The organism is Niabella beijingensis (genome assembly GCF_020034665.1).
GTDB classification, from domain to species: Bacteria; Bacteroidota; Bacteroidia; order Chitinophagales; family Chitinophagaceae; genus Niabella; species Niabella beijingensis.
Window position 1 is genome coordinate 1,167,357 of the sequence record NZ_JAIQDI010000001.1, and the last position, 19,069, is coordinate 1,186,425.

The window sequence follows — 19,069 nt, forward strand, 5'->3', positions numbered from 1 at the left end:
TTCCTGAATAAGGGCTACCTGAAGTTAAACAACGTAGCAGTAAACAGCCCGCGTTCCCGTTTCTTAAAAATAATATCCCAGTTCCCGATATACCGGAGCACACTCGGCACCAGCAGTTTTCCTACATGGGTCAACTCCACTTCCATCTGCACATTAAAATCATAGGCGCCTGTATTATAGCTCAGAGCATAGGTCCGGCCCATTATCTCAAAATTATGGTCATTGAACCAGGTGGTCATATTATCATAAACGATCTTGTTCCGGTCGGAGCCACTCAGTCCTTCCTTTGCTTTGATCTCAAATTTATAGGCCCGTTGTCCTTTATAAGAAACATAATCGATGGTATAGTCATACAGGTCCGCTACCCGGGGATCGAATACATTACTTTTCTCACCCATCAGCGGAATGCCCGGAATTCTTTTTCCGGGATTGAAAAAAAGCATTTTCAGTTGTTCCTTTCTTTTTGCGATACCCGATTTGCTTTTGGGGTTCAGGCCGGCAGCTCCAACAATATTATTTTCACCGCACACTTTTCCAGCTGTAAAGAAGAGGCCTGCATATAATTCCGCTGTATAGTAATTATAATTCCCCTCCCCGTCCGTCATATCTCCGGTGGTCTTCTCATATTCCTTGGTCATAGTGCGGCAATCGTCTTTGTATACCTGGTGGGTCTTGCTGTTCAGCGAGGCGATCTGTGCACCCCGCTTATCTTTCATTACAATATTATTCAGGGAAGAAAAGCTCAGTATCCTCAGGTTTTTAAAGGCCTTATAAAATGTAGTATCTTTTTTTACGCGGTCGATAAAGCTGGGCACATTCAGTTTATTATTGGTCACTACTTCTGAAAGTGTGACCATTTGAGCCAGCCGTTCGTTCTCCAGCGAATCCTGCAGCTGCTCATCCTGCTGCGCCAGCAATGAACCGCAAATACCCAGTAAACAAAAAACAAAAAGAAATCCAGGTTTCATAATAAAAGAAAAATAATGAAGCGGTACTCTGGCAAAGGAGTTCAAAGCGCCAGCAAACTGCAGCCCCTTATATCGCTGTTGTCCCTGCGCCCCAGCACTTCAAAAGAACCGTTGGCATGAACCAGTCCGAGATCATCCGTTGCTATAAAACTGCAGGAATACACATTGGCCAGGTCGATGACATTCAGGACACCACGTCCCGGACGATTCAGCAGGGAAAGCGGATCATCCTCTTCTCTCAAAACGATCTTCATCCATGGCGGTGTGTTAAAGACCCCTTTGCCTTTTGAATAGGCCTGGGAAAGCAGTTCTGTCATGCCATATTCCGAATGGACATCCGTTAGCTTAAACTCCTGCATCAGCCGTTCGTGCACCTCCGCACGTACCAGCTCCCTGCGGCGGCCTTTCATTCCTCCTGTTTCCATTACAATGGTATGTTGCAGGGACATGGGAAACTGTTCAGCAAAATCAAGCAGCGCATAGGTGACACCGATCAGCAGTGTCTTCTGCCCTGCTGCCTCCAGTTTTTTTAAGGTGCCGGCCAGTGATTCCAGATCATTCAGATAAAAACCGCTCTGCGGATGTCCGCTCTCCCGTATCAGGTGATCCACCATGAATACCAGGGAAGAATTCCCCCGCTCCAGGTAGGAGGGCAACAGGCCCAGCACACAAAATGTTGTTACATCCCCATAGAACTGCCGGAATGCCCGCATAAAACTTTCTATATATATCTCATCATTTTTCAGCAGGTGCCTGCTATTGACCATACCGGTGGTTCCGCTGCTTTCAAAAATGATTTCAGGAGTAAAGTCTGTTGCCGTAACGGCGTGTGTTTTAAAAAAGCGGATGGGCAGGAACGGAATATCTTCCAGCCGGCTTATTGTCCCCGGCCGCCTGCCGATCGCATCCGCGTAATTCCTGTAAACTGCATTCTGCTCATACTGAAAAAGAAAGAGTTCTTTTGCAAGGGCCTCAAACCCTCCGGTATCCACTGAAAATATCGCATCCTTCCATGTCTTCATACAAATCAGGAGCAAAAATACAAATAGGATGCAGATAAATAGGATTAAGTTTGCAGTTGAAAAGCTTACAGGATGGCGGCAAAAGGCAAGATTTTTTTTGATTTCATTATTTTCAGCAACCTTTTTATCGCATTTTGTGCTGTTGCGATGTGTCTTTGCAGTACCGCTCTGTTTGGCCTGGGGAAGCTCCCCGTTGATTTTGTGGCCTTTGTTTTCTTCTCCACCCTGTCCAGTTACAGCATTCACTGGTACCTTACCAATGAAGAGGAGGAAACAACCGCCAGCCGCACCGACTGGCTGCGGCAGTATAAAAAAGTACATGCCACCTTTTTCATCATCAGCGCCATCGGCACCGGTTTCTTTTTGATCCGGTTGCAGGCATACTGGTTGTACATCCTGCCGGCCGTGGGACTTACACTGATGTACACCGCCCCAAAATTTCCGCATCCCTTTTTCCGGTCTTTGCAACGGTTTATCCTGGGCAAGACCTTTCTGCTCGCTGCTATGTGGACCTACGTAACAACGGCTTTACCTTTTTTTGTACTTCATGCCAACTGGCAGCCACCCCATTTTATCTATGTGGCACTTCGGTTTGCACTGATCTTTGCGATCTGCATCCTCTTTGATATACGGGACAAACAGTTCGACCGTCAAACCGGTGTAAAGAGCCTGGTGACCATTCTTCCACTTGAAAAAATAAAAATTATTTTCACGCTGTTTATTGTCATCAATATTGCCGGATCCTTTATCTTATATACTTATACTCAAGATCTTATACAGTTCATTTTCCTTTCTTTACCGGCAGCGTTCACCTACCTGCTCTACCCCCTGGCAATAAAATCTAAAAATGATTACCTTTTTTATTTTATTTTAGACGGCCTTATGGCGCTGACATCCGTATTGTACTTTATGAAAACCGTTTTTGAGCGGTATATACAATAAGTTAGCACAAAAATTGATAGATATAACTTATGCATACTTCATTTAATAAAATTGTACACTTCACCCGCCTTATAAAAATAAACGGCCGATTAAGAGAATTTAACTACCGGAAAAATAACAATGCCGGCAGCTATGTTTTTGATGTGGATACCGCTGATGATCGTGGAAACAGGTTGTTCTTCCGGCTGCTAAAGGAAGATAATGAATGGGCGCTTACCACGAAGATGCCTGTCCCCGAATGGGTTACCGATAACCGGGAATTGCTGATCACAGAACTTGAGGAAGGCGTATTAAATAATTAATTACTACCGTCTTAAAACAGCCGTACCATTCCTGCAACAACAATCGTTTAAGGCTGCGTTGTTTGTATCTGGCAACTGAAAAAAATAACAGATGAAAAGGCTCTTATTGCTGCTTCTTGTAACGGCCATCTCCTGTTCCACAACCAGGCATTCAGCCCGCGAGACGCAAACCGCCCCGGCCCTGCCGGTAAGCGGAAAGCTATGGGGCTCCCTTTTCCAGCAAAAAGCGGCAGAGTATGCCGCCCTCTGCCACCAGGCCTATAATGCGGCACAGGCAAGTCTCGACAAAACCTTATCAGGCCCGGTATCTGCAAAACCCCGGGCCATTGTGACGGACATTGATGAAACCTTTCTTGATAACAGTCCTTATGCCGTTTACCGCGCCTTTCAGGGCCTGGATTACGACAGTAAGACCTGGCAGGAATGGACCTCAAAAGGCAACGCAGTTCCGTTACCGGGAAGTGTCGCTTTTTTCAACTATGCCGCTTCAAAGGGTGTGACCGTCTTTTATGTTACCAACCGTGGAGAAAACGAACGGGCGGGTACAATGGCCAACCTCAAACGGTTCAATTATCCTTTTGCGGACGATGCCCACCTCATTATGATGCAAAAGGAAAGTTCAAAAGAGGCACGCCGCCAGCAAATCGCTGCCCGTTACGATATTGTGCTGCTGCTGGGTGACAACCTTGCCGACTTCAGTATGCTATGGGATAAAAAAACAACCAAGGAACGGCTGCAACGGGTGGAAGAAAATGCGGCGCAATTCGGTACAAGATTTATTATACTGCCCAATATTACCTATGGCGGCTGGGAAGATGCGATCTACGGCAACAGCCACAGCCTTACTCCCGCGCAGAAAGATTCTGCCATAAAAGCTAACCTAACCGGTTATTAGCGGAGCCCTTTCTTTTCTGATCTGCCGGTATGATCGCCGTTCCTGCTAAACTAAAATAGCGTACATTGCATCAGCTATGAACTTCCGGCAGCAATGCTCCCAAAAAAGGAATTTTTATTCCTGCTAAATTTAAAATATGACAAAGCTATCCGTAAATATCAACAAGATCGCCACCCTGCGTAATTCGCGTGGCGGTAATAATCCAGACCTGGTTAAAATGGCGCTGGACGCTGAAAGCTTTGGTGCAGATGGCATCACGGTACATCCCCGGCCCGATGAACGGCATATCCGGTACCAGGACCTGCGTGACCTGAAACCCCTGCTTGCCACGGAGCTCAATATTGAAGGGAACAGCAGGGAACAAAAATTCATTGACCTGGTTTTGGAAATAAGGCCGCAGCAGGTAACGCTGGTGCCCGATGCCACCGGCCAGCTGACCTCCGATCATGGTTGGGATACCATTCAACACAACGTGTATCTGAAAGAAACAATACGGATCTTTAAAGATGCCGGTATAAGAGTCTCCATTTTTGTGGACCCGGTTGTTGAAATGGTAGAAGGTGCCGCCACAACAGGAACCGATCGTATTGAACTGTACACCGAAGCCTATGCCCGCCATTTTGCTTCCGGAAAAGAAGCCGCCATTGCACCCTATGTAACCGCAGCGGAAAAAGCCCGCGAACTGGGACTGGGATTGAATGCCGGGCATGACCTCGACCTGAAGAACCTCAACTACTTCAGCCAGCAGATACCCTGGCTGGATGAAGTAAGTATCGGCCATGCCCTTATTTGCGATGCGCTTTACCTGGGTTTTGAAAATACCATTCAGCTGTATAAACGACAGCTCGCCATGCGCAGCAGCCTGTAGTTTTCACTTTCACATAATTATACTATGGTTCGTTTCTTTTTTCTGTTGACTGCAATAATAGTGCTTGCCATTTCAGGACGTGCACAGCAGATCACGACCTTGTTTGAAACCAGCAATGGTAAACAGACCCCGGAATACCCCGATATCATCAAATGGTGGCAGCAGCTGGACCAGGCTTCCGACAAGGTAAGTATGCAAGCCGTGGGAATGACCGATGCCGGCTACCCGCTGCACCTGGTGATGGTAAGTAACCAGCCGATGACCGGCTTTGAAGCCGCACATCAGCAGGGAAAGACTGTACTCCTCATCAATAACGGTATCCACCCCGGCGAGCCGGATGGTATTGATGCCTCCATGCTGCTCATAAGGGATATTGTTGAGAAAAAACTGACGCTCCCAGATAATGTGGTGCTGGCCCTGATCCCGGTATATAATATCGGCGGATGCCTGAACCGCAGCAGCCTTTACCGGGTGGACCAGGACGGACCCGAAGCATTCGGATCCAGAGGCAATTCCCAGAACCTTGATCTGAACCGCGATTTTATCAAGTGCGATACAAAAGATGCCTTTGCATTTACAGAGATCTTTCACCGGGTGGATCCGGATATCTTTATTGACAACCATGTAAGCAATGGTGCGGATTATCAGCATGTGATGACCCTGCTTACCTCGCAGCACAATAAACTGGGTGGAAAAATGGGCGAATTTATGAACCGCCGTTTTGAACCCGCCCTGTATCAGCTAATGGGAAAAGAAGGGTTTGACCTGATCCCTTACGTAAATGATTTCGGGGACTCCGTTACAAACGGGTGGGCAGGTTTCTGGGACAGTCCGAGATATGCCAGCGGATATGCCACGCTGTTCCAGTCCTTCGCATTTGTTCCGGAAACACATATGCTGAAACCCTATCCCCAACGTGTAAAAGCCACTTATGCCCTGATGAAGAGCTTTATCACCTTTGCAAAGGAAAACGGCATAACGATCCGGCAACTGCGGAAGGAAGCGCGCGCTGCATTACTGCATACGGAGGCATTTCCGGTATCTTTCAGGCTTGACTCCTCAGCTGCCGGCACCATCACTTTTAAAGGCTATGAGGCCATCCGTAAAAAAAGTGCGGTTTCGGGATTGCCGCGGCTTTACTATGACCGGTCCAGGCCATTTACACGGCAGATCCCTTTCCACAATCAATACATTCCGGAGCGGCTGGTCCGGAAACCCAAGGCATATGTGATCCCCCAGGGCTGGTGGAAGGTCATTGACCGTTTGAAGGCCAATAAGGTGATCCTGGAGCCGCTTACCAGGGATACCACGATCGGTGTGGAGACCTACTACATAACGAAATACCGTTCTTCCCCCGCGCCTTACCAGATGCATCACGCTAATACTGATGTGGAAGTGGAAACAAAAAAACAATCCCTGCATTTCTGGAAAGGCGATTGGCTGATCCCTATGAACCAGACCGCCAACCGCTTCCTGTTTGAAACGCTGGAACCATATTGTGAAGACAGCTATTTTGCCTGGAATTTTTTTGACGGGATACTGAATAACAAGGAATGGTATTCCGCCTATAATTATGAAGACATTGCGGCAGAACAGCTGAAGAAGGATACCACCCTCCGGAAAGCGCTTGAAGCGAAACGCACCGCCGACCCGGCGTTTGCCGGCAATGCCGCTGCGCAGCTGACATTTATCTTCGATCAATCGCCTTATAAGGACCCTGATTTTATGCGCTATCCCGTTTACCGGATTGTGGATTAGTGGCCGGGGCAGCCGGTTCTGCGGGTGCTTTCTCTAGTATAAAGCCATTTTCAGCAGCAAAGCGTGCCTGGGTGTCCTGTAAACGAAGGATCACTTCCTCCTGGGCCACCAGGATCTGGTTCATCCGATCGCTCGCCGTAATCCGGGCGGCCTCATCGGGTGCATCGCCGATTTCCCGGTAGGCGGTATACAGACTTTTGAAATACTCGAAATACCGTATGGCGACCGTTTTAAAGTCCTCTCCCCCTGTCAATGAAGAGACATCCACTTTTTCAATGCGGTCAATTTTTTCCTGTATCAGGACTTCCATTTTCTTGGCTTCCTCGGCCACGCTTTTATAGTCGGCGCTGTCTGCATGGACTTTAATGGCATTTTCAGCCGCACGGATCGGCTCAGCCAGGCTTTGTTCCTCCTTTGCGATTTCATCACTGAACTGCTTGGCCGTCATAGTGATCTTACTTTTGCAACCTGCCATAACAAGCAATACAAATACGAATAAGAACGGATTCAATTTCATTCGAACCTTTAAGTTTTTGTGATCAGATCCAACTCCCACAGGATCAGCGGGCATGGCTGTTCCCGGCACCGGAATTGCTCTAAATATTGTTAATCACCCATAGCTGTGCGCTAAACAGCCGGACCGGAAGCCCGTTTCGTTTTACGCGCATAATAGTAATAAATGGGCACTCCTATTATAACAATAACCAGGCCTAATAATGAAGTAGAGGTCTTTGCATACAACAAACCGATTCCTAAAGTACCCGCCATCAGCAGATAGATCACGGGGATGACCGGATAGCCAAAAGCTTTATATGGCCTTTCGGCTTCGGGCCTGCTCCGCCGCAGCCGGAATACCCCTACAATGGTCAGTATATAAAACACTACGGTTATGAATACCACGTAATCAAGCAATACACCATACTGTCCGCTCAGGCAAAGCGCGCTGGCCCATACACATTGCGCCCACAGTGCCCATTGGGGGACCGCATTTTTATTGAGTGTTCCGGCCTGGAGAAGAAAGAGATTGTCCTTTGCCATGGTATAATACACACGTGCCCCCGACAATATGAGCCCGTTATTACATCCGAAAGTGGAGATCATGATCATTATTGCGATGACCGCAGCACCATAATTGCCAAATATAGAGGATGCAGCAGCAGTGGCTACACGGTCCTGAACCGCAAAAGCGATATTGGGCGCAGCCACTTCAGAAGCATAAGCCACTTCCGCACCCGAAGCAGGAGGGAACATGGGTAACACCGCCAGGTACATCAGGTTGGCCAACAGGTAAACCACCGTTACTACCAGGGTACCCAGGAAAAGGCTTAAGCCGACATTCTTTTTGGGGTTCTTTATTTCTCCGGCGATAAAGGTTACGTTTTCCCAGGCCACGCTGCTGAAAACCGAACCTACCATGGCCCCGCTGATCAGCCCCAGCGCGATCATCATGCTGCCGGGCGACTGGAACACGGACCAACCCTGTTTTACACCCGCCGCATCGGTAACCGGTGCTGTAAATTTCATATCAAATCCGGTGGCCCAGTTTGCATTCCAGATGTCTGCTTTGGCAGCTATCAATAATCCGAAGATGATCAGTCCGAAAAGCGAGAATAATTTTACAATGGTGAAGATCGTCTGGATCGTTTTTCCATCTTTTACCCCCCGGGTATTGATGTAGGTGAGAAAAATGATCAATGCGATGGACACCAGCTGTGCCGGGAAAATGCGTATCCAGCCCAGCTCAAAAAGAAGGTTCTTTTCATCCATGGTCAATGCCGGGATAAAATAGCCGGCAAATTTGCTGAAGGCTACTCCTACCGCTGCAATGGTGCCCGTTTGTATAACAGAAAAAAAGCTCCATCCGTATAAAAATCCCAACATGGGATTGTAGGCTTCTTTCAGATAAACATATTGCCCGCCGGCCTTTGGAAACATGGACGACAGTTCGCCATAGGTGACCGCAGCAAAAACCGTCATCAGCCCGGTAATCACCCAAAGTGCTACCAGCCAGCCGGCCGATCCCACCTGACGGGTCATGTCTGATGTTACAATAAAAATACCGGAACCAATCATGGATCCGGCCACGATCATGGTTCCGTCAAACAGGTTGAGCGATTGTTTAAATGTAACTTTTTCAGCCATCGTTTAAATTTATTAGCTCAAAATAAGATTTTATTGGAAATAAACGGCAAAAAAAACCTTGCGGAAGTTCGCAAGGAATATTGAAAAAACGGGGGATCCCCGTGCTATTTCTTTTCTTTGGCGTATTGCTCGTTAAGCCCTTTCACCACCTCTTTTGTAATATCATAAACCGTGTCTTTGTAGTAAAACAACCCCGGTTCGTAGGCAAAAATGAAAGAGAAAGTTCTGTCGGCATTAAAGACCTTTAGAAAATCTTCGATCTTCTTTTTAACGCTGAGGTTCTTGCTGCTGACAAAGTTATTAAAGTCGTCCATCAGACTTTGCCGTTTATCCATCATCTGCGCCTGGGTCGTTTCTACATCCTGCCGGGCGGCCATTGCCTGTTCGTCGGTCATCGTATTGCTCTGCTGCTGGTAGCCGCCTACTTTTGCCTTAAACGATTTCTCCATCTTATCCAGTTCTACTGTAATGGCACTTTTCTTTTTCTCAACTTCCCCCTGAACGCTTTTTGCAAGGTCATAGTGCTCCTGTATCGAATCCATATCGATATAGGCAAACACTGCTTTCCGGCTCATCAGGGAGTCCTTGCCTTTTGAAATAACATCGTCGGCATGAGGCGCCCTTTCTGTTGTTCCGCCAAACTGCTTAAACAACAAAAAACCCACAGCTATTACCAGCAATGCATTAACAACAAGAAGTGCATTCTTCATTTCTCAATTTTTTACAATAAATATAAAACAACTTGCAATATACCAATGAATTAAACAAAAAAAATCTGAAAAAGCTATCTTATGAAACCCTTAACAGCCTAAAAAAGCCGCTCTGACTGCATCAGAGCGGCTTTCGACTATCTTTCGGTTCCCATTAAACGATCTTCTCTACCTGCATATAGTTCAGTTCCACCGGTGTAGACCTTCCGAAAATCTTCACAGTAACCTTCAGCTTTTTCTTTTCATCGTTCACTTCTTCAATAACACCATTAAAATCGTTGAAAGGTCCTTCAACGATCTTGATGGTTTCGCCAACTATGAATGGCTCTACCATGCTTACACCGCCGGCTTCAGCCATTTCATCCATCCTGCCCAGCATTTTGTTCACCTCAGCCTTACGGAGTGCGATCGGGTTGTCTTTTCCAAGAAAATGGATCACACTGTTCGTATTTACCACCATATCCCTCAGATCATCACTCATCTTGCCATCCAGCACTTCGATCATTACATAGCCGGGATAATAGTTGCGTTCCCGCATTACCTTTTTCCCGTTCTGTACTTTATATACTTTCTCCACCGGAAGGAACACCTGCTTTACCACCTTCTCAAATTCGCTTCTCGAAATTTCTTTATCCAGATACTCCTTTACCTTCCGCTCTTTACCACTAACCACCCGCAACACATACCATTTGGTATCCTGCTGGGGTGCTTCCGGAGTTGTGTTATCTGTTGTGTTTACTTCTTCCATTATTTAACTATAAAGGATTTTGTATAAAAAATTCAGCCCGCCGCCGGCAATAAAATCCATCAGCCAGATCATCACCGTGATCAGGACGGTAGCACCCAGCACAATCATTGTAGACTGTTGCAGTTCGCTCCATGTGGGCCAGGTCACTTTTTCTGCCAGCTCCTTATAGCTGTTTTTTACATAATCTCCGAACTTGCTCATTTTCCAGGTTTAAAGTTCAAGGTTCAAGGTTTAATGTAGCCACATTAAACGTCAAACACATGAACATTGAACAAAAATTTGCACGGGCACAAGGATTCGAACCCTGATCAAAGGTTTTGGAGACCTCTATTCTACCATTGAACTATGCCCGTATACAGCCGGGATATACCCGGCTTAAGAACTACTTTCCGAACACCGAACAGAATAAACTTACGCCTTTTCTATTCTACCTCCCGATAGTTATCGGGAGAACTATGCCCGTATACAGCCGGGATATACCCGGCTTAAGAACTACTTTCCGAACACCGAACAGAATAAACTTACGCCTTTTCTATTCTGCCTCCCGATAGTTATCGGAAGAACTATGCCCGCAAAAAGCTCCTCAGCTTTTCTGAATGAAAAGTAAAAGGAGCAATAAAATAAAGAACTTTAAAAGCAAAGTACCTGAACTTTTCAGCCCAAGTACTTTTGCAAATATAGACTGCTTCCATACTCCCCATCCGGGGACTGGAGGGCTTATTTGATGATTTCAGTAACCTGACCTGCACCTACTGTACGTCCACCTTCACGGATCGCGAATTTAAGACCTTTTTCCATCGCGATCGGAGTGATCAGTTTTACAGTCAGTGAAGTGTTATCACCAGGCATGATCATTTCAGTACCTTCGTTCAGGGTAACTTCACCAGTTACGTCTGTTGTACGGAAGTAGAACTGAGGACGATACTTGTTGAAGAACGGAGTGTGACGTCCACCTTCGTCTTTGCTCAGTACGTAAACTTCAGCTTTGAATTCAGTATGCGGAGTGATTGATCCGGGTTTGCAGATTACCATACCACGACGGATCTGGGTTTTCTCAATACCACGCAGCAACAGACCTGCATTATCACCAGCTTCACCTTCGTCCAGGATCTTGCGGAACATTTCCACACCTGTTACAGTAGAAGTCAGGGGTTTTTCCATCAGGCCTACGATTTCTACAGCCTCACCGGTTTTAACTTTACCTCTTTCGATACGACCTGTAGCTACTGTACCACGACCAGTGATAGAGAATACGTCCTCAACACTCATCAGGAACGGCAGATCAATCGGACGGGGAGGCAGGGGAATGTAGCTGTCAACAGCATCCATCAGTTCAACTACTGCGTTCACCCATTTTTCGTCACCAGCCAGAGCGCCGGTAGCAGAACCTTTGATGATCGGAGTGTTGTCACCGTCGAAACCACGTTTTGTCAGTTCATCACGAACTTCCATTTCAACCAGATCCAGCAGTTCGGGGTCATCAACCAGGTCTACTTTATTTAAGAAAACAACCATTTTAGGTACACCTACCTGTGCAGCCAAAAGGATGTGCTCTTTTGTTTGAGGCATCGGACCATCAGTTGCGGCTACCACCAGGATGGCTCCATCCATCTGTGCAGCACCAGTGATCATATTTTTAACGTAGTCAGCGTGACCGGGGCAATCAACGTGTGCGTAGTGACGAGTTGCAGTTTCATATTCTACGTGAGCTGTATTGATTGTAATACCTCTCTCTTTTTCTTCAGGTGCACCATCAATTTCGTCATATTTTTTTGCCTGTGCTAAACCTTTTTTAGAAAGAATATCGGTAATAGCGGCAGTCAAAGTGGTCTTACCATGGTCAACGTGGCCAATGGTACCAATGTTTACGTGGGGTTTCTCCCTCTTAAAGGTCTCTTTTGACATTGTTATCTTTTTTAATTGTTTTTACTAAATTTTTGTTTATACACAAATCCAGCCAGGGCTGGATTGCAATGCTTTAGCTGAATCGCTGTATTGAGTGCAACTCATCTAAAATATAAAAGAAGAGTCATAAACCCCGATTTTCAATCGGAATGACTGCTTCCAGAAGAGCCGTTGATGAGACTTGAACTCACGACCTCTTCCTTACCAAGGAAGTGCTCTACCCCTGAGCTACAACGGCGATCTCAGTTGATAGCTCCGGTTCTACACAAACCTCAACTACAAACGAAACGGAGCGGGAGACGAGGCTCGAACTCGCCACCTATAGCTTGGAAGGCTATCGCTCTACCAAATGAGCTACTCCCGCTTAACAAATTTGAAGTTCAAAGTTTAAAGTTCAGCGTTGAACCTTAAACTTTAAACTTTCGAACAAAGAACTGTGGGCAGAGAAGGATTCGAACCTCCGTACTCCGAAGAGAACAGATTTACAGTCTGTCGCCTTTAACCACTCGGCCATCTACCCTTTTTAAGCTGACAGGTTTACAAGTTTAAATGTTGATACCGCATGTGCTGTTACCCTAAACATTTCAACTTGTCAACTTAACTGAGCCGAAGAAGGGAGTCGAACCCGCGACCTGCTGATTACAAATCAGCTGCTCTACCAACTGAGCTACTTCGGCTTAAAAAAAGAACTAATTTTCTGATAGTTAGATGCTAAACAAGCAACTGAACTGCCCCAAAAATTTGGAAAGCAAAGGTAAGGTTTTTTTACAATTCAATAAATTTTGTTGGATACTTTTTTTATAATTTTTTATCGTCAAAATAAATCCTGTCACAGCTGTCAATCCGGCGCATTTTATTCCGGCTTCCGGGCTGCAACCAACACAAAAATAGGTCTCCGTGTTTCGTCCACCATTTCCGGATACCGGCCGTATAATCCGGGGTCCGGCCCGGGCTCTGCAATTTCCAGGATGCTAAAGCCGGCCTGCAGCAGGCTATTTAACAGGGTAGCCATTGTCCGGTGATATTTGATCACTTCATGCCCCAGGAAGCGGGTATCCCTCCGTCCCTCCTGCTGGTAATGGTCTACCGGCCAGTGCAGCCGGTTTCCTTCCTTATCAACAAACCAATCCTGTTCCGCCCTTGCTGTAAATACGGGGTGCTCTGTTGAGAAGACAAAACAACCTCCGGCTGTCAGAAAGCCAAATACCTTTTTGCATAATAAAGCATAATCTGCCACATAATGCAATGCCAGGGAGCTGATGACCACATCAAAAGATCCGGGAGGAAAATCAACGGATTCGACCGGTGACTCGAGGTAAGTAATAAGGGGGGAAAACCGGTAACTGCGCGCCTTTTCGAGCATTTTAGCCGACAGGTCCACGCCTGTTACCTGTAAAGCGCCCTGGTCCGCTGCATACCGGCAATGCCACCCGTAGCCGCAACCCAGGTCCAGCACCCGTTTTCCTCTCAGATCCGGCAACATAGCACGTAATACCGGCCACTCTCCTGCCGCGCCCAGGCCTTCCTGTGAACGGGGCATACGGCTGTAATTTTCAAAAAAAGAAGGATCGTCGTATTTATTCTGTTGCATAGCACAAAATTAGCCCTCTCCTTTTTTAATTATGGTTCTGAAAAAGCCCTTCGCTTTCTGCCCTGAAGGATTCCTCCTTACATCGTAATACACAGCACCAAAAGACAGATAACCGTACAGGCTATCTCCTATGGAATAGGATTTTTTATCCAGCACCAACCGTTGCCAGAGAGGGGCATTAAGAGGCTCACATGGATGGTCTGTAATTACACAAAATGAGCTATAAGGCATCAGTACAAACCGGTCCCGGACGATCCAGATATTCAAACCCGAATCTCCAAATCCCAAATGAGCACCAATTAAAATACGAAGCGTATCATTTTGTAAATAGGCCCGGCAATCATAAAGATCCTTTACATTACCCGAGCTGTAATGTTCCTGACCTTCAAAAACATCCCGGGTGGTTTTGTAATAATCTGCTGCAATGGACCGCTTTGCCATCGTATCCCCCTTATCTTTAAAAGGAGAAAATATTTCATTAATGCTATCTAATTTCTTGTAAATGTCATTCTCCGGAATCCCACTGCTCATCTCAAATCCTTGCCAGTACCTCATACTATGAATAGGGGCTGCAAGCTCATGCAAACTGTCGGTATCCCGTTGAAACACACTATCCACAATGGTTTCAGCAGTTTGCTTATCTGAGTTATTAGCAGGAGCCGGTGTTTCCCCTGTATGGCATCCCTGTATAATAAACAACACAGTAAGAACCTGGATTGCTTTTCTCATACGTCTGTTTTTTAAAACATAAGGACGTCGCTCTCTGCAGGATTCCACAAAAAAGGAGCGGTTTTTACAACCGCTCCTGTACTTATTTACAAACCTTCCGGTTTAAAAGTTATTCTTCTTCGTCAAAGGACATCGCCTCACGTGCGGTCTGTAACAGTTCGTATTCTTCCTTGCTTCCTACGATCATGTTCTCAAACTCACGCAAACCGGTACCGGCAGGGATATGGTGACCTGTGATCACATTCTCTTTCAATCCCAGCATTTCATCTGCTTTACCATGGATGGCCGCAGAAGACAGTACCTTGGTGGTTTCCTGGAAGGAAGCCGCAGAGATCCAGCTCTGTACACCCAGTGAGGCCTTGGTGATCCCCAGCAATGTGGGTGCGGATGTAGCCGGTTGTGCATCGCGGTGTTCCACTGTTTTCTTGTCGTTACGACGCAGAACAGAGTTCTCCTCGCGCAATTCCCTCAGGCTGATGATCTGACCCGCGCGGAGCTTGGTGGAATCACCCGGATCGGTGATCACTTTCTTCTCGTATACAAAGTCGTTCTCATCTACAAACTCAAATTTATCCACCAGGTCATCTTCCAGGAAGCGGGTATCACCCGGATCCACGATGCTTACCTTACGCATCATCTGGCGAACGATTACTTCAATGTGTTTATCGTTGATACGCACACCCTGTAAACGGTATACCTCCTGGATCTCATTCACCACGTATTGCTGCACAGCAAATGGTCCCTGGATCGCCAGGATATCCTGCGGAGAGATTTGTCCGTCAGAAAGCGGGCTGCCGGCTTTTACAAAGTCGCCATCCTGTGCCAGGATCTGTCTTGTCAGCGGCACCAGGTATTTGCGGGTAACGCCATCTTTTGCCTCAATGATGATCTCGCGGTTGCCGCGTTTAACGGCGCCCATGGAAACCACACCATCGATCTCGGATACAACGGCAGGGCTGCTGGGGTTCCGGGCTTCAAACAGCTCGGTTACACGGGGCAGACCCCCTGTGATATCCTTCAGCTTACCCAGGATACGCGGTATCTTCACCAGTACCCTGCCGGCTTTCACCTCATCGCCATCATCCAGCATCAGGTGGCTTCCTGTCGGCAGGTTATAGGATTTATTTTCTTTACCTTCTACAACAATAGAAGGAATTTTTGTTTTATCGCGGGTTTCGATCACCACTTTTTCACGGTGACCGGTTTGCTCATCCGCTTCTTCACGGTAGGTTACCCCTTCGATCACATTTTCAAATTTCAGCACACCATCCGCTTCCGCAATGATAACGTTGTTATAAGGATCCCAGGAACAGATCGCATCGCCTTTGGAAACCTTCTGACCATCTTTTACCAGTAATGTAGATCCGTAAGGAATGTTATTGGTAATTAACAGGCGGTCATTTTTTGTATCGATAATACGGGCTTCACCGGTACGGCCGATCACCACACGTACATCATCTCCTTCGGCATTGGTGGTTATAACAGAGCGTACACCGTCAAACTGGATTGTACCATCAAATTTCGCGATCAGGGTTGAATCTACTGAAGCAGATCCGGCCACACCACCCACGTGGAAGGTACGCAGTGTCAGCTGTGTACCCGGCTCACCGATGGATTGTGCCGCAATGATACCCACTGCATCGCCCTTCTGGGCAAGGATGCCGGATGCGAGGTTCTTACCATAACATTTCACGCAGCAACCGCGCTTGCTTTCGCAGGTAAGTACGGAGCGGATCTCAATGGATTCGATGCCTGCAGCTTCGATCGCACGGGCTTTTTCTGCAGAGATCTCTGTTCCTGCCTCCAGCAGCAGTTCGTCCGTCTGCGGATCATAAATATCGTGCAGTGAAGTACGTCCTTCAATACGGTCTGCCAGCGGCTCAATTACATCTTCATTATCTTTCAACGCAGCAATAGAGATACCACGCAGTGTTCCGCAATCTTCTTCTGTGATCACCACATCCTGTGCCACATCCACCAGACGACGGGTCAGGTAACCGGCATCAGCGGTTTTCAACGCCGTATCCGCAAGACCTTTACGCGCACCGTGTGTGGAGATGAAGTAATCCAATACATTCAGCCCTCCTTTAAAGTTAGAGAGGATGGGGTTTTCGATGATCTCAGATCCCGTGGAGCCTGATTTTCTCGGCTTGGCCATCAATCCCCTGATACCGGCCAGCTGCTTGATCTGCTGCTTGCTACCACGCGCCCCGGAATCCAGCATCATGTATACAGAGTTGAATCCCTGTTTGTCAGAGCTGAGTTCGCGGATCAGTGTTTCTGTAAGACGTGTATCCACACGGCTCCAGATATCCACGATCTGGTTGTAACGCTCGTTGTTGGTGATCAGTCCCATGTTATAGTTGTCCCAAACCTCATCCACTTCACCCTTTGCGTTATCCAGCAGTTCCTGCTTGATATCGGGGATGATCAGGTCATTGATGCTGAAGGACAACCCGCCCTGGAAGGCAGTACGGAAACCAAGTTGTTTGATGTCATCCAGGAATTTAGCGGTCTTGGGTACGTCGGTGATCTCGATGATATCCCCGATGATTTCCCGGAGATTCTTCTTGGTCAGCAATGCATTTACAAAGCCTACCTCTTCCGGAACATTCTGGTTGAAAATAACCCGGCCAACAGTGGTTTCAATTAATTTTCTTTCCAGCTCACCGGTCTTTTCATTACGCACGATCCCTTTTACCTTGATCCAAGCGTGAAGGTCCACCTGCTTTTCATTATAAGCGATGATCACTTCTTCCGCAGAGTAAAAGGCTTTCCCTTCCCCGCGCACCTTTTCGGTTTCGGTGGATTTCTTTCCTTTGGTAATGTAGTACAGTCCCAGTACCATGTCCTGTGAAGGCAGGGTGATGGGGGTACCATTCTGCGGGTTCAGGATGTTGTGAGAAGCCAGCATCAGCAGCTGTGCTTCCAGGATCGCTGCATTGCTCAATGGTACGTGCACAGCCATCTGGTCACCATCAAAGTCGGCGTTGAATGCCGCGGTTACCAGCGGGTGCAGCTGGATCGCTTTACCTTCGATCAGTTTGGGCTGAAATGCCTGGATGGACAGGCGGTGCAGCGTTGGGGCACGGTTTAACATTACCGGGTGCCCTTTTAAAATATTTTCAAGGATATCCCAAACCACCGCTTCTTTTTTATCTACCAGTTTACGGGCGGATTTTACTGTTTTTACGATACCTCTTTCGATCAGTTTACGGATGATAAATGGCTTGAACAGCTCAGCCGCCATATCTTTTGGCAGGCCGCACTCATGCATTTTCATTTCAGGTCCCACCACAATTACGGAACGGCCGGAGTAATCCACCCGTTTACCCAGCAGGTTCTGACGGAAACGGCCCTGTTTTCCTTTCAGTACATCGCTCAATGATTTTAATGCACGTCCGCCTTCGGCTTTAACGGCATTGGATTTTCTTGAGTTATCAAACAAAGAATCGATCGCTTCCTGAAGCATCCGTTTTTCGTTACGCAGGATCACCTCGGGCGCCTTGATCTCCATCAGGCGTTTCAAACGGTTGTTCCGGATGATCACGCGACGGTACAGGTCATTCAGGTCGGAGGAGGCAAAACGGCCGCCATCCAGCGGTACGAGTGGTCTCAGCTCCGGTGGTATCACCGGGATGTATTGCATCACCATCCATTCCGGACGGTTGGTAATTCTTGTATTGGCATCACGGAAAGCTTCCACAACGCTCAGACGTTTTAAGGCGTCTGCCTTACGTTGCTGGGAGGTTTCAGTGGCCGCAGAATTTCTCAGATCAAAAGACAACTGATCCAGGTCGATGCGTTGCAACAGGTCGTGTACCGCTTCGGCCCCCATTTTGGCAATGAATTTCTGCGGATCATCATCCGGCAGGTACTGGTTGTCCTTGGGCAGTGTGTCCAGGATATCCAGGTATTCTTCTTCTGTTAACAGATCACCGTAGTTCTGGCCTTTGTCTTCACGAACACCCGCCTGGATCACTACGTATCTTTCGTAGTAAATAATGGTCTCCAGTTTCTTGGAGCTCATTCCCAGCAGGTAGCCGATCTTATTGGGCAGGGATTTAAAATACCAGATATGTACCACCGGTACCACCAGTTTGATATGCCCCATCCGCTCCCGGCGCACTTTTTTCTCTGTCACTTCCACACCGCAACGGTCGCACACGATCCCTTTATAACGGATACGTTTGTATTTTCCGCAGGCACATTCATAATCTTTTACCGGTCCGAATATTCTTTCGCAGAACAAACCATCGCGTTCCGGTTTGTAAGTACGATAGTTGATAGTTTCGGGCTTTAATACTTCACCATGGCTTTTTTCCAGGATGGTATCCGGAGAAGCAAGACCGATGGTGATTTTTGAAAATGCTGCCTTTGGGCGATTGTCTTTTTTTGTAGCCATAATCTTAATTAAGATTTATGATTTGAGATTTGAGGTTCAGGTAATGCCTTCCCCTCAAATCATTTAATTTTTAATAGTTGTGTT

At 47.1% G+C, this 19,069-nt stretch carries 16 protein-coding genes and 5 tRNA genes; 5 read left to right on the forward strand and 16 right to left on the reverse strand.

The features are described from left to right. Positions 1-14: 14 nt before the first annotated feature. The gene (locus K7B07_RS04900; protein WP_223707938.1) at positions 15-968 is read right to left on the reverse strand and encodes a hypothetical protein; all 954 of its coding nucleotides are present in this window, start codon (positions 966-968) and stop codon (positions 15-17) included. Positions 969-1,009: 41 nt separating this feature from the next. Continuing rightward, positions 1,010-1,990: a LuxE/PaaK family acyltransferase gene (locus tag K7B07_RS04905; RefSeq protein WP_223707939.1), complete on the reverse strand. Its 981-nt coding sequence runs from the start codon at positions 1,988-1,990 to the stop codon at positions 1,010-1,012. Positions 1,991-2,062: 72 nt separating this feature from the next. On the opposite strand from K7B07_RS04905, the gene K7B07_RS04910 reads away from it, so the two are divergent. From K7B07_RS04910 to K7B07_RS04930, 5 genes are all read left to right on the forward strand, one after another. Continuing rightward, positions 2,063-2,932, forward strand: coding sequence for a UbiA prenyltransferase family protein (locus K7B07_RS04910; protein WP_223707941.1), 870 nt, complete (start codon positions 2,063-2,065; stop codon positions 2,930-2,932). Between the two features lie 29 nt (positions 2,933-2,961). Continuing rightward, entirely contained in the window at positions 2,962-3,234 is a 273-nt protein-coding gene (locus K7B07_RS04915) for a hypothetical protein (protein WP_223707943.1), read from the forward strand. Positions 3,235-3,325: 91 nt separating this feature from the next. Next, entirely contained in the window at positions 3,326-4,129 is an 804-nt protein-coding gene (locus K7B07_RS04920; RefSeq protein WP_223707944.1) for a 5'-nucleotidase, lipoprotein e(P4) family, read from the forward strand. Positions 4,130-4,265: 136 nt separating this feature from the next. After that, positions 4,266-4,997, forward strand: a complete 732-nt coding sequence (locus K7B07_RS04925) for a pyridoxine 5'-phosphate synthase (protein ID WP_223707946.1) — start codon at positions 4,266-4,268, stop codon at positions 4,995-4,997. Positions 4,998-5,021: 24 nt separating this feature from the next. Next, complete coding sequence (locus tag K7B07_RS04930) at positions 5,022-6,755, forward strand: M14 family zinc carboxypeptidase (protein WP_223707948.1); 1,734 nt, start codon at positions 5,022-5,024, stop codon at positions 6,753-6,755. Here K7B07_RS04930 and K7B07_RS04935 read toward each other — a convergent pair. From K7B07_RS04935 to rpoC, 14 genes are all read right to left on the reverse strand, one after another. Next, positions 6,721-7,272, reverse strand: a complete 552-nt coding sequence (locus K7B07_RS04935) for a hypothetical protein (protein ID WP_223707950.1) — start codon at positions 7,270-7,272, stop codon at positions 6,721-6,723. The two genes, K7B07_RS04930 and K7B07_RS04935, sit on opposite strands and share 35 nt — an antisense overlap. 110 nt (positions 7,273-7,382) lie before the next feature. After that, positions 7,383-8,897 carry an APC family permease gene (locus K7B07_RS04940; protein WP_223707951.1) on the reverse strand — a complete coding sequence of 505 codons (1,515 nt, stop codon included), beginning with the start codon at positions 8,895-8,897 and terminating at the stop codon, positions 7,383-7,385. 104 nt (positions 8,898-9,001) lie between these two features. Continuing rightward, positions 9,002-9,607, reverse strand: coding sequence for an OmpH/Skp family outer membrane protein (locus K7B07_RS04945; RefSeq protein ID WP_223707953.1), 606 nt, complete (start codon positions 9,605-9,607; stop codon positions 9,002-9,004). Between the two features lie 154 nt (positions 9,608-9,761). Further along, positions 9,762-10,355: a transcription termination/antitermination protein NusG gene (nusG, locus tag K7B07_RS04950; RefSeq protein ID WP_223707955.1), complete on the reverse strand. Its 594-nt coding sequence runs from the start codon at positions 10,353-10,355 to the stop codon at positions 9,762-9,764. 3 nt (positions 10,356-10,358) lie between these two features. After that, complete coding sequence (gene secE / locus K7B07_RS04955) at positions 10,359-10,556, reverse strand: preprotein translocase subunit SecE (RefSeq protein ID WP_223707957.1); 198 nt, start codon at positions 10,554-10,556, stop codon at positions 10,359-10,361. Positions 10,557-10,637: 81 nt separating this feature from the next. Beyond that, positions 10,638-10,708 (reverse strand) — tRNA-Trp (locus K7B07_RS04960). 364 nt (positions 10,709-11,072) lie between these two features. Then, on the reverse strand, positions 11,073-12,260 hold the full coding sequence (gene tuf / locus K7B07_RS04965; protein ID WP_223707959.1) for an elongation factor Tu: 1,188 nt from the start codon (positions 12,258-12,260) through the stop codon (positions 11,073-11,075). A 166-nt stretch (positions 12,261-12,426) separates the two neighbouring features. Next, positions 12,427-12,498, reverse strand: a tRNA-Thr gene (locus tag K7B07_RS04970). Positions 12,499-12,551: 53 nt separating this feature from the next. Then, positions 12,552-12,624, reverse strand: a tRNA-Gly gene (locus K7B07_RS04975). Positions 12,625-12,697: 73 nt separating this feature from the next. Continuing rightward, positions 12,698-12,780: transfer RNA gene (locus K7B07_RS04980), tRNA-Tyr, on the reverse strand. Between the two features lie 84 nt (positions 12,781-12,864). After that, positions 12,865-12,937, reverse strand: a tRNA-Thr gene (locus K7B07_RS04985). A gap of 176 nt (positions 12,938-13,113) precedes the next feature. Beyond that, positions 13,114-13,851: a class I SAM-dependent methyltransferase gene (locus K7B07_RS04990; protein WP_223707961.1), complete on the reverse strand. Its 738-nt coding sequence runs from the start codon at positions 13,849-13,851 to the stop codon at positions 13,114-13,116. A 9-nt stretch (positions 13,852-13,860) separates the two neighbouring features. Next, complete coding sequence (locus tag K7B07_RS04995; protein WP_223707963.1) at positions 13,861-14,580, reverse strand: hypothetical protein; 720 nt, start codon at positions 14,578-14,580, stop codon at positions 13,861-13,863. A 109-nt stretch (positions 14,581-14,689) separates the two neighbouring features. Beyond that, complete coding sequence (rpoC, locus tag K7B07_RS05000; protein ID WP_223707965.1) at positions 14,690-18,985, reverse strand: DNA-directed RNA polymerase subunit beta'; 4,296 nt, start codon at positions 18,983-18,985, stop codon at positions 14,690-14,692. Between the last annotated feature and the right edge of the window lie 84 nt (positions 18,986-19,069).

Coding starts and splice junctions, on each gene's coding strand:
- secE (WP_223707957.1), bottom strand. CDS start 10,556: ATGAGCAAGTTCGGAGATTATGTAAAAAACAGCTATAAGGAGCTGGCA.
- K7B07_RS04905 (WP_223707939.1), bottom strand. CDS start 1,990: ATGAAGACATGGAAGGATGCGATATTTTCAGTGGATACCGGAGGGTTT.
- K7B07_RS04920 (WP_223707944.1), top strand. CDS start 3,326: ATGAAAAGGCTCTTATTGCTGCTTCTTGTAACGGCCATCTCCTGTTCC.
- tuf (WP_223707959.1), bottom strand. CDS start 12,260: ATGTCAAAAGAGACCTTTAAGAGGGAGAAACCCCACGTAAACATTGGT.
- K7B07_RS04910 (WP_223707941.1), top strand. CDS start 2,063: ATGGCGGCAAAAGGCAAGATTTTTTTTGATTTCATTATTTTCAGCAAC.
- K7B07_RS04900 (WP_223707938.1), bottom strand. CDS start 968: ATGAAACCTGGATTTCTTTTTGTTTTTTGTTTACTGGGTATTTGCGGT.
- rpoC (WP_223707965.1), bottom strand. CDS start 18,985: ATGGCTACAAAAAAAGACAATCGCCCAAAGGCAGCATTTTCAAAAATC.
- K7B07_RS04930 (WP_223707948.1), top strand. CDS start 5,022: ATGGTTCGTTTCTTTTTTCTGTTGACTGCAATAATAGTGCTTGCCATT.
- K7B07_RS04990 (WP_223707961.1), bottom strand. CDS start 13,851: ATGCAACAGAATAAATACGACGATCCTTCTTTTTTTGAAAATTACAGC.
- nusG (WP_223707955.1), bottom strand. CDS start 10,355: ATGGAAGAAGTAAACACAACAGATAACACAACTCCGGAAGCACCCCAG.
- K7B07_RS04940 (WP_223707951.1), bottom strand. CDS start 8,897: ATGGCTGAAAAAGTTACATTTAAACAATCGCTCAACCTGTTTGACGGA.
- K7B07_RS04945 (WP_223707953.1), bottom strand. CDS start 9,607: ATGAAGAATGCACTTCTTGTTGTTAATGCATTGCTGGTAATAGCTGTG.
- K7B07_RS04995 (WP_223707963.1), bottom strand. CDS start 14,580: ATGAGAAAAGCAATCCAGGTTCTTACTGTGTTGTTTATTATACAGGGA.
- K7B07_RS04935 (WP_223707950.1), bottom strand. CDS start 7,272: ATGAAATTGAATCCGTTCTTATTCGTATTTGTATTGCTTGTTATGGCA.
- K7B07_RS04915 (WP_223707943.1), top strand. CDS start 2,962: ATGCATACTTCATTTAATAAAATTGTACACTTCACCCGCCTTATAAAA.
- K7B07_RS04925 (WP_223707946.1), top strand. CDS start 4,266: ATGACAAAGCTATCCGTAAATATCAACAAGATCGCCACCCTGCGTAAT.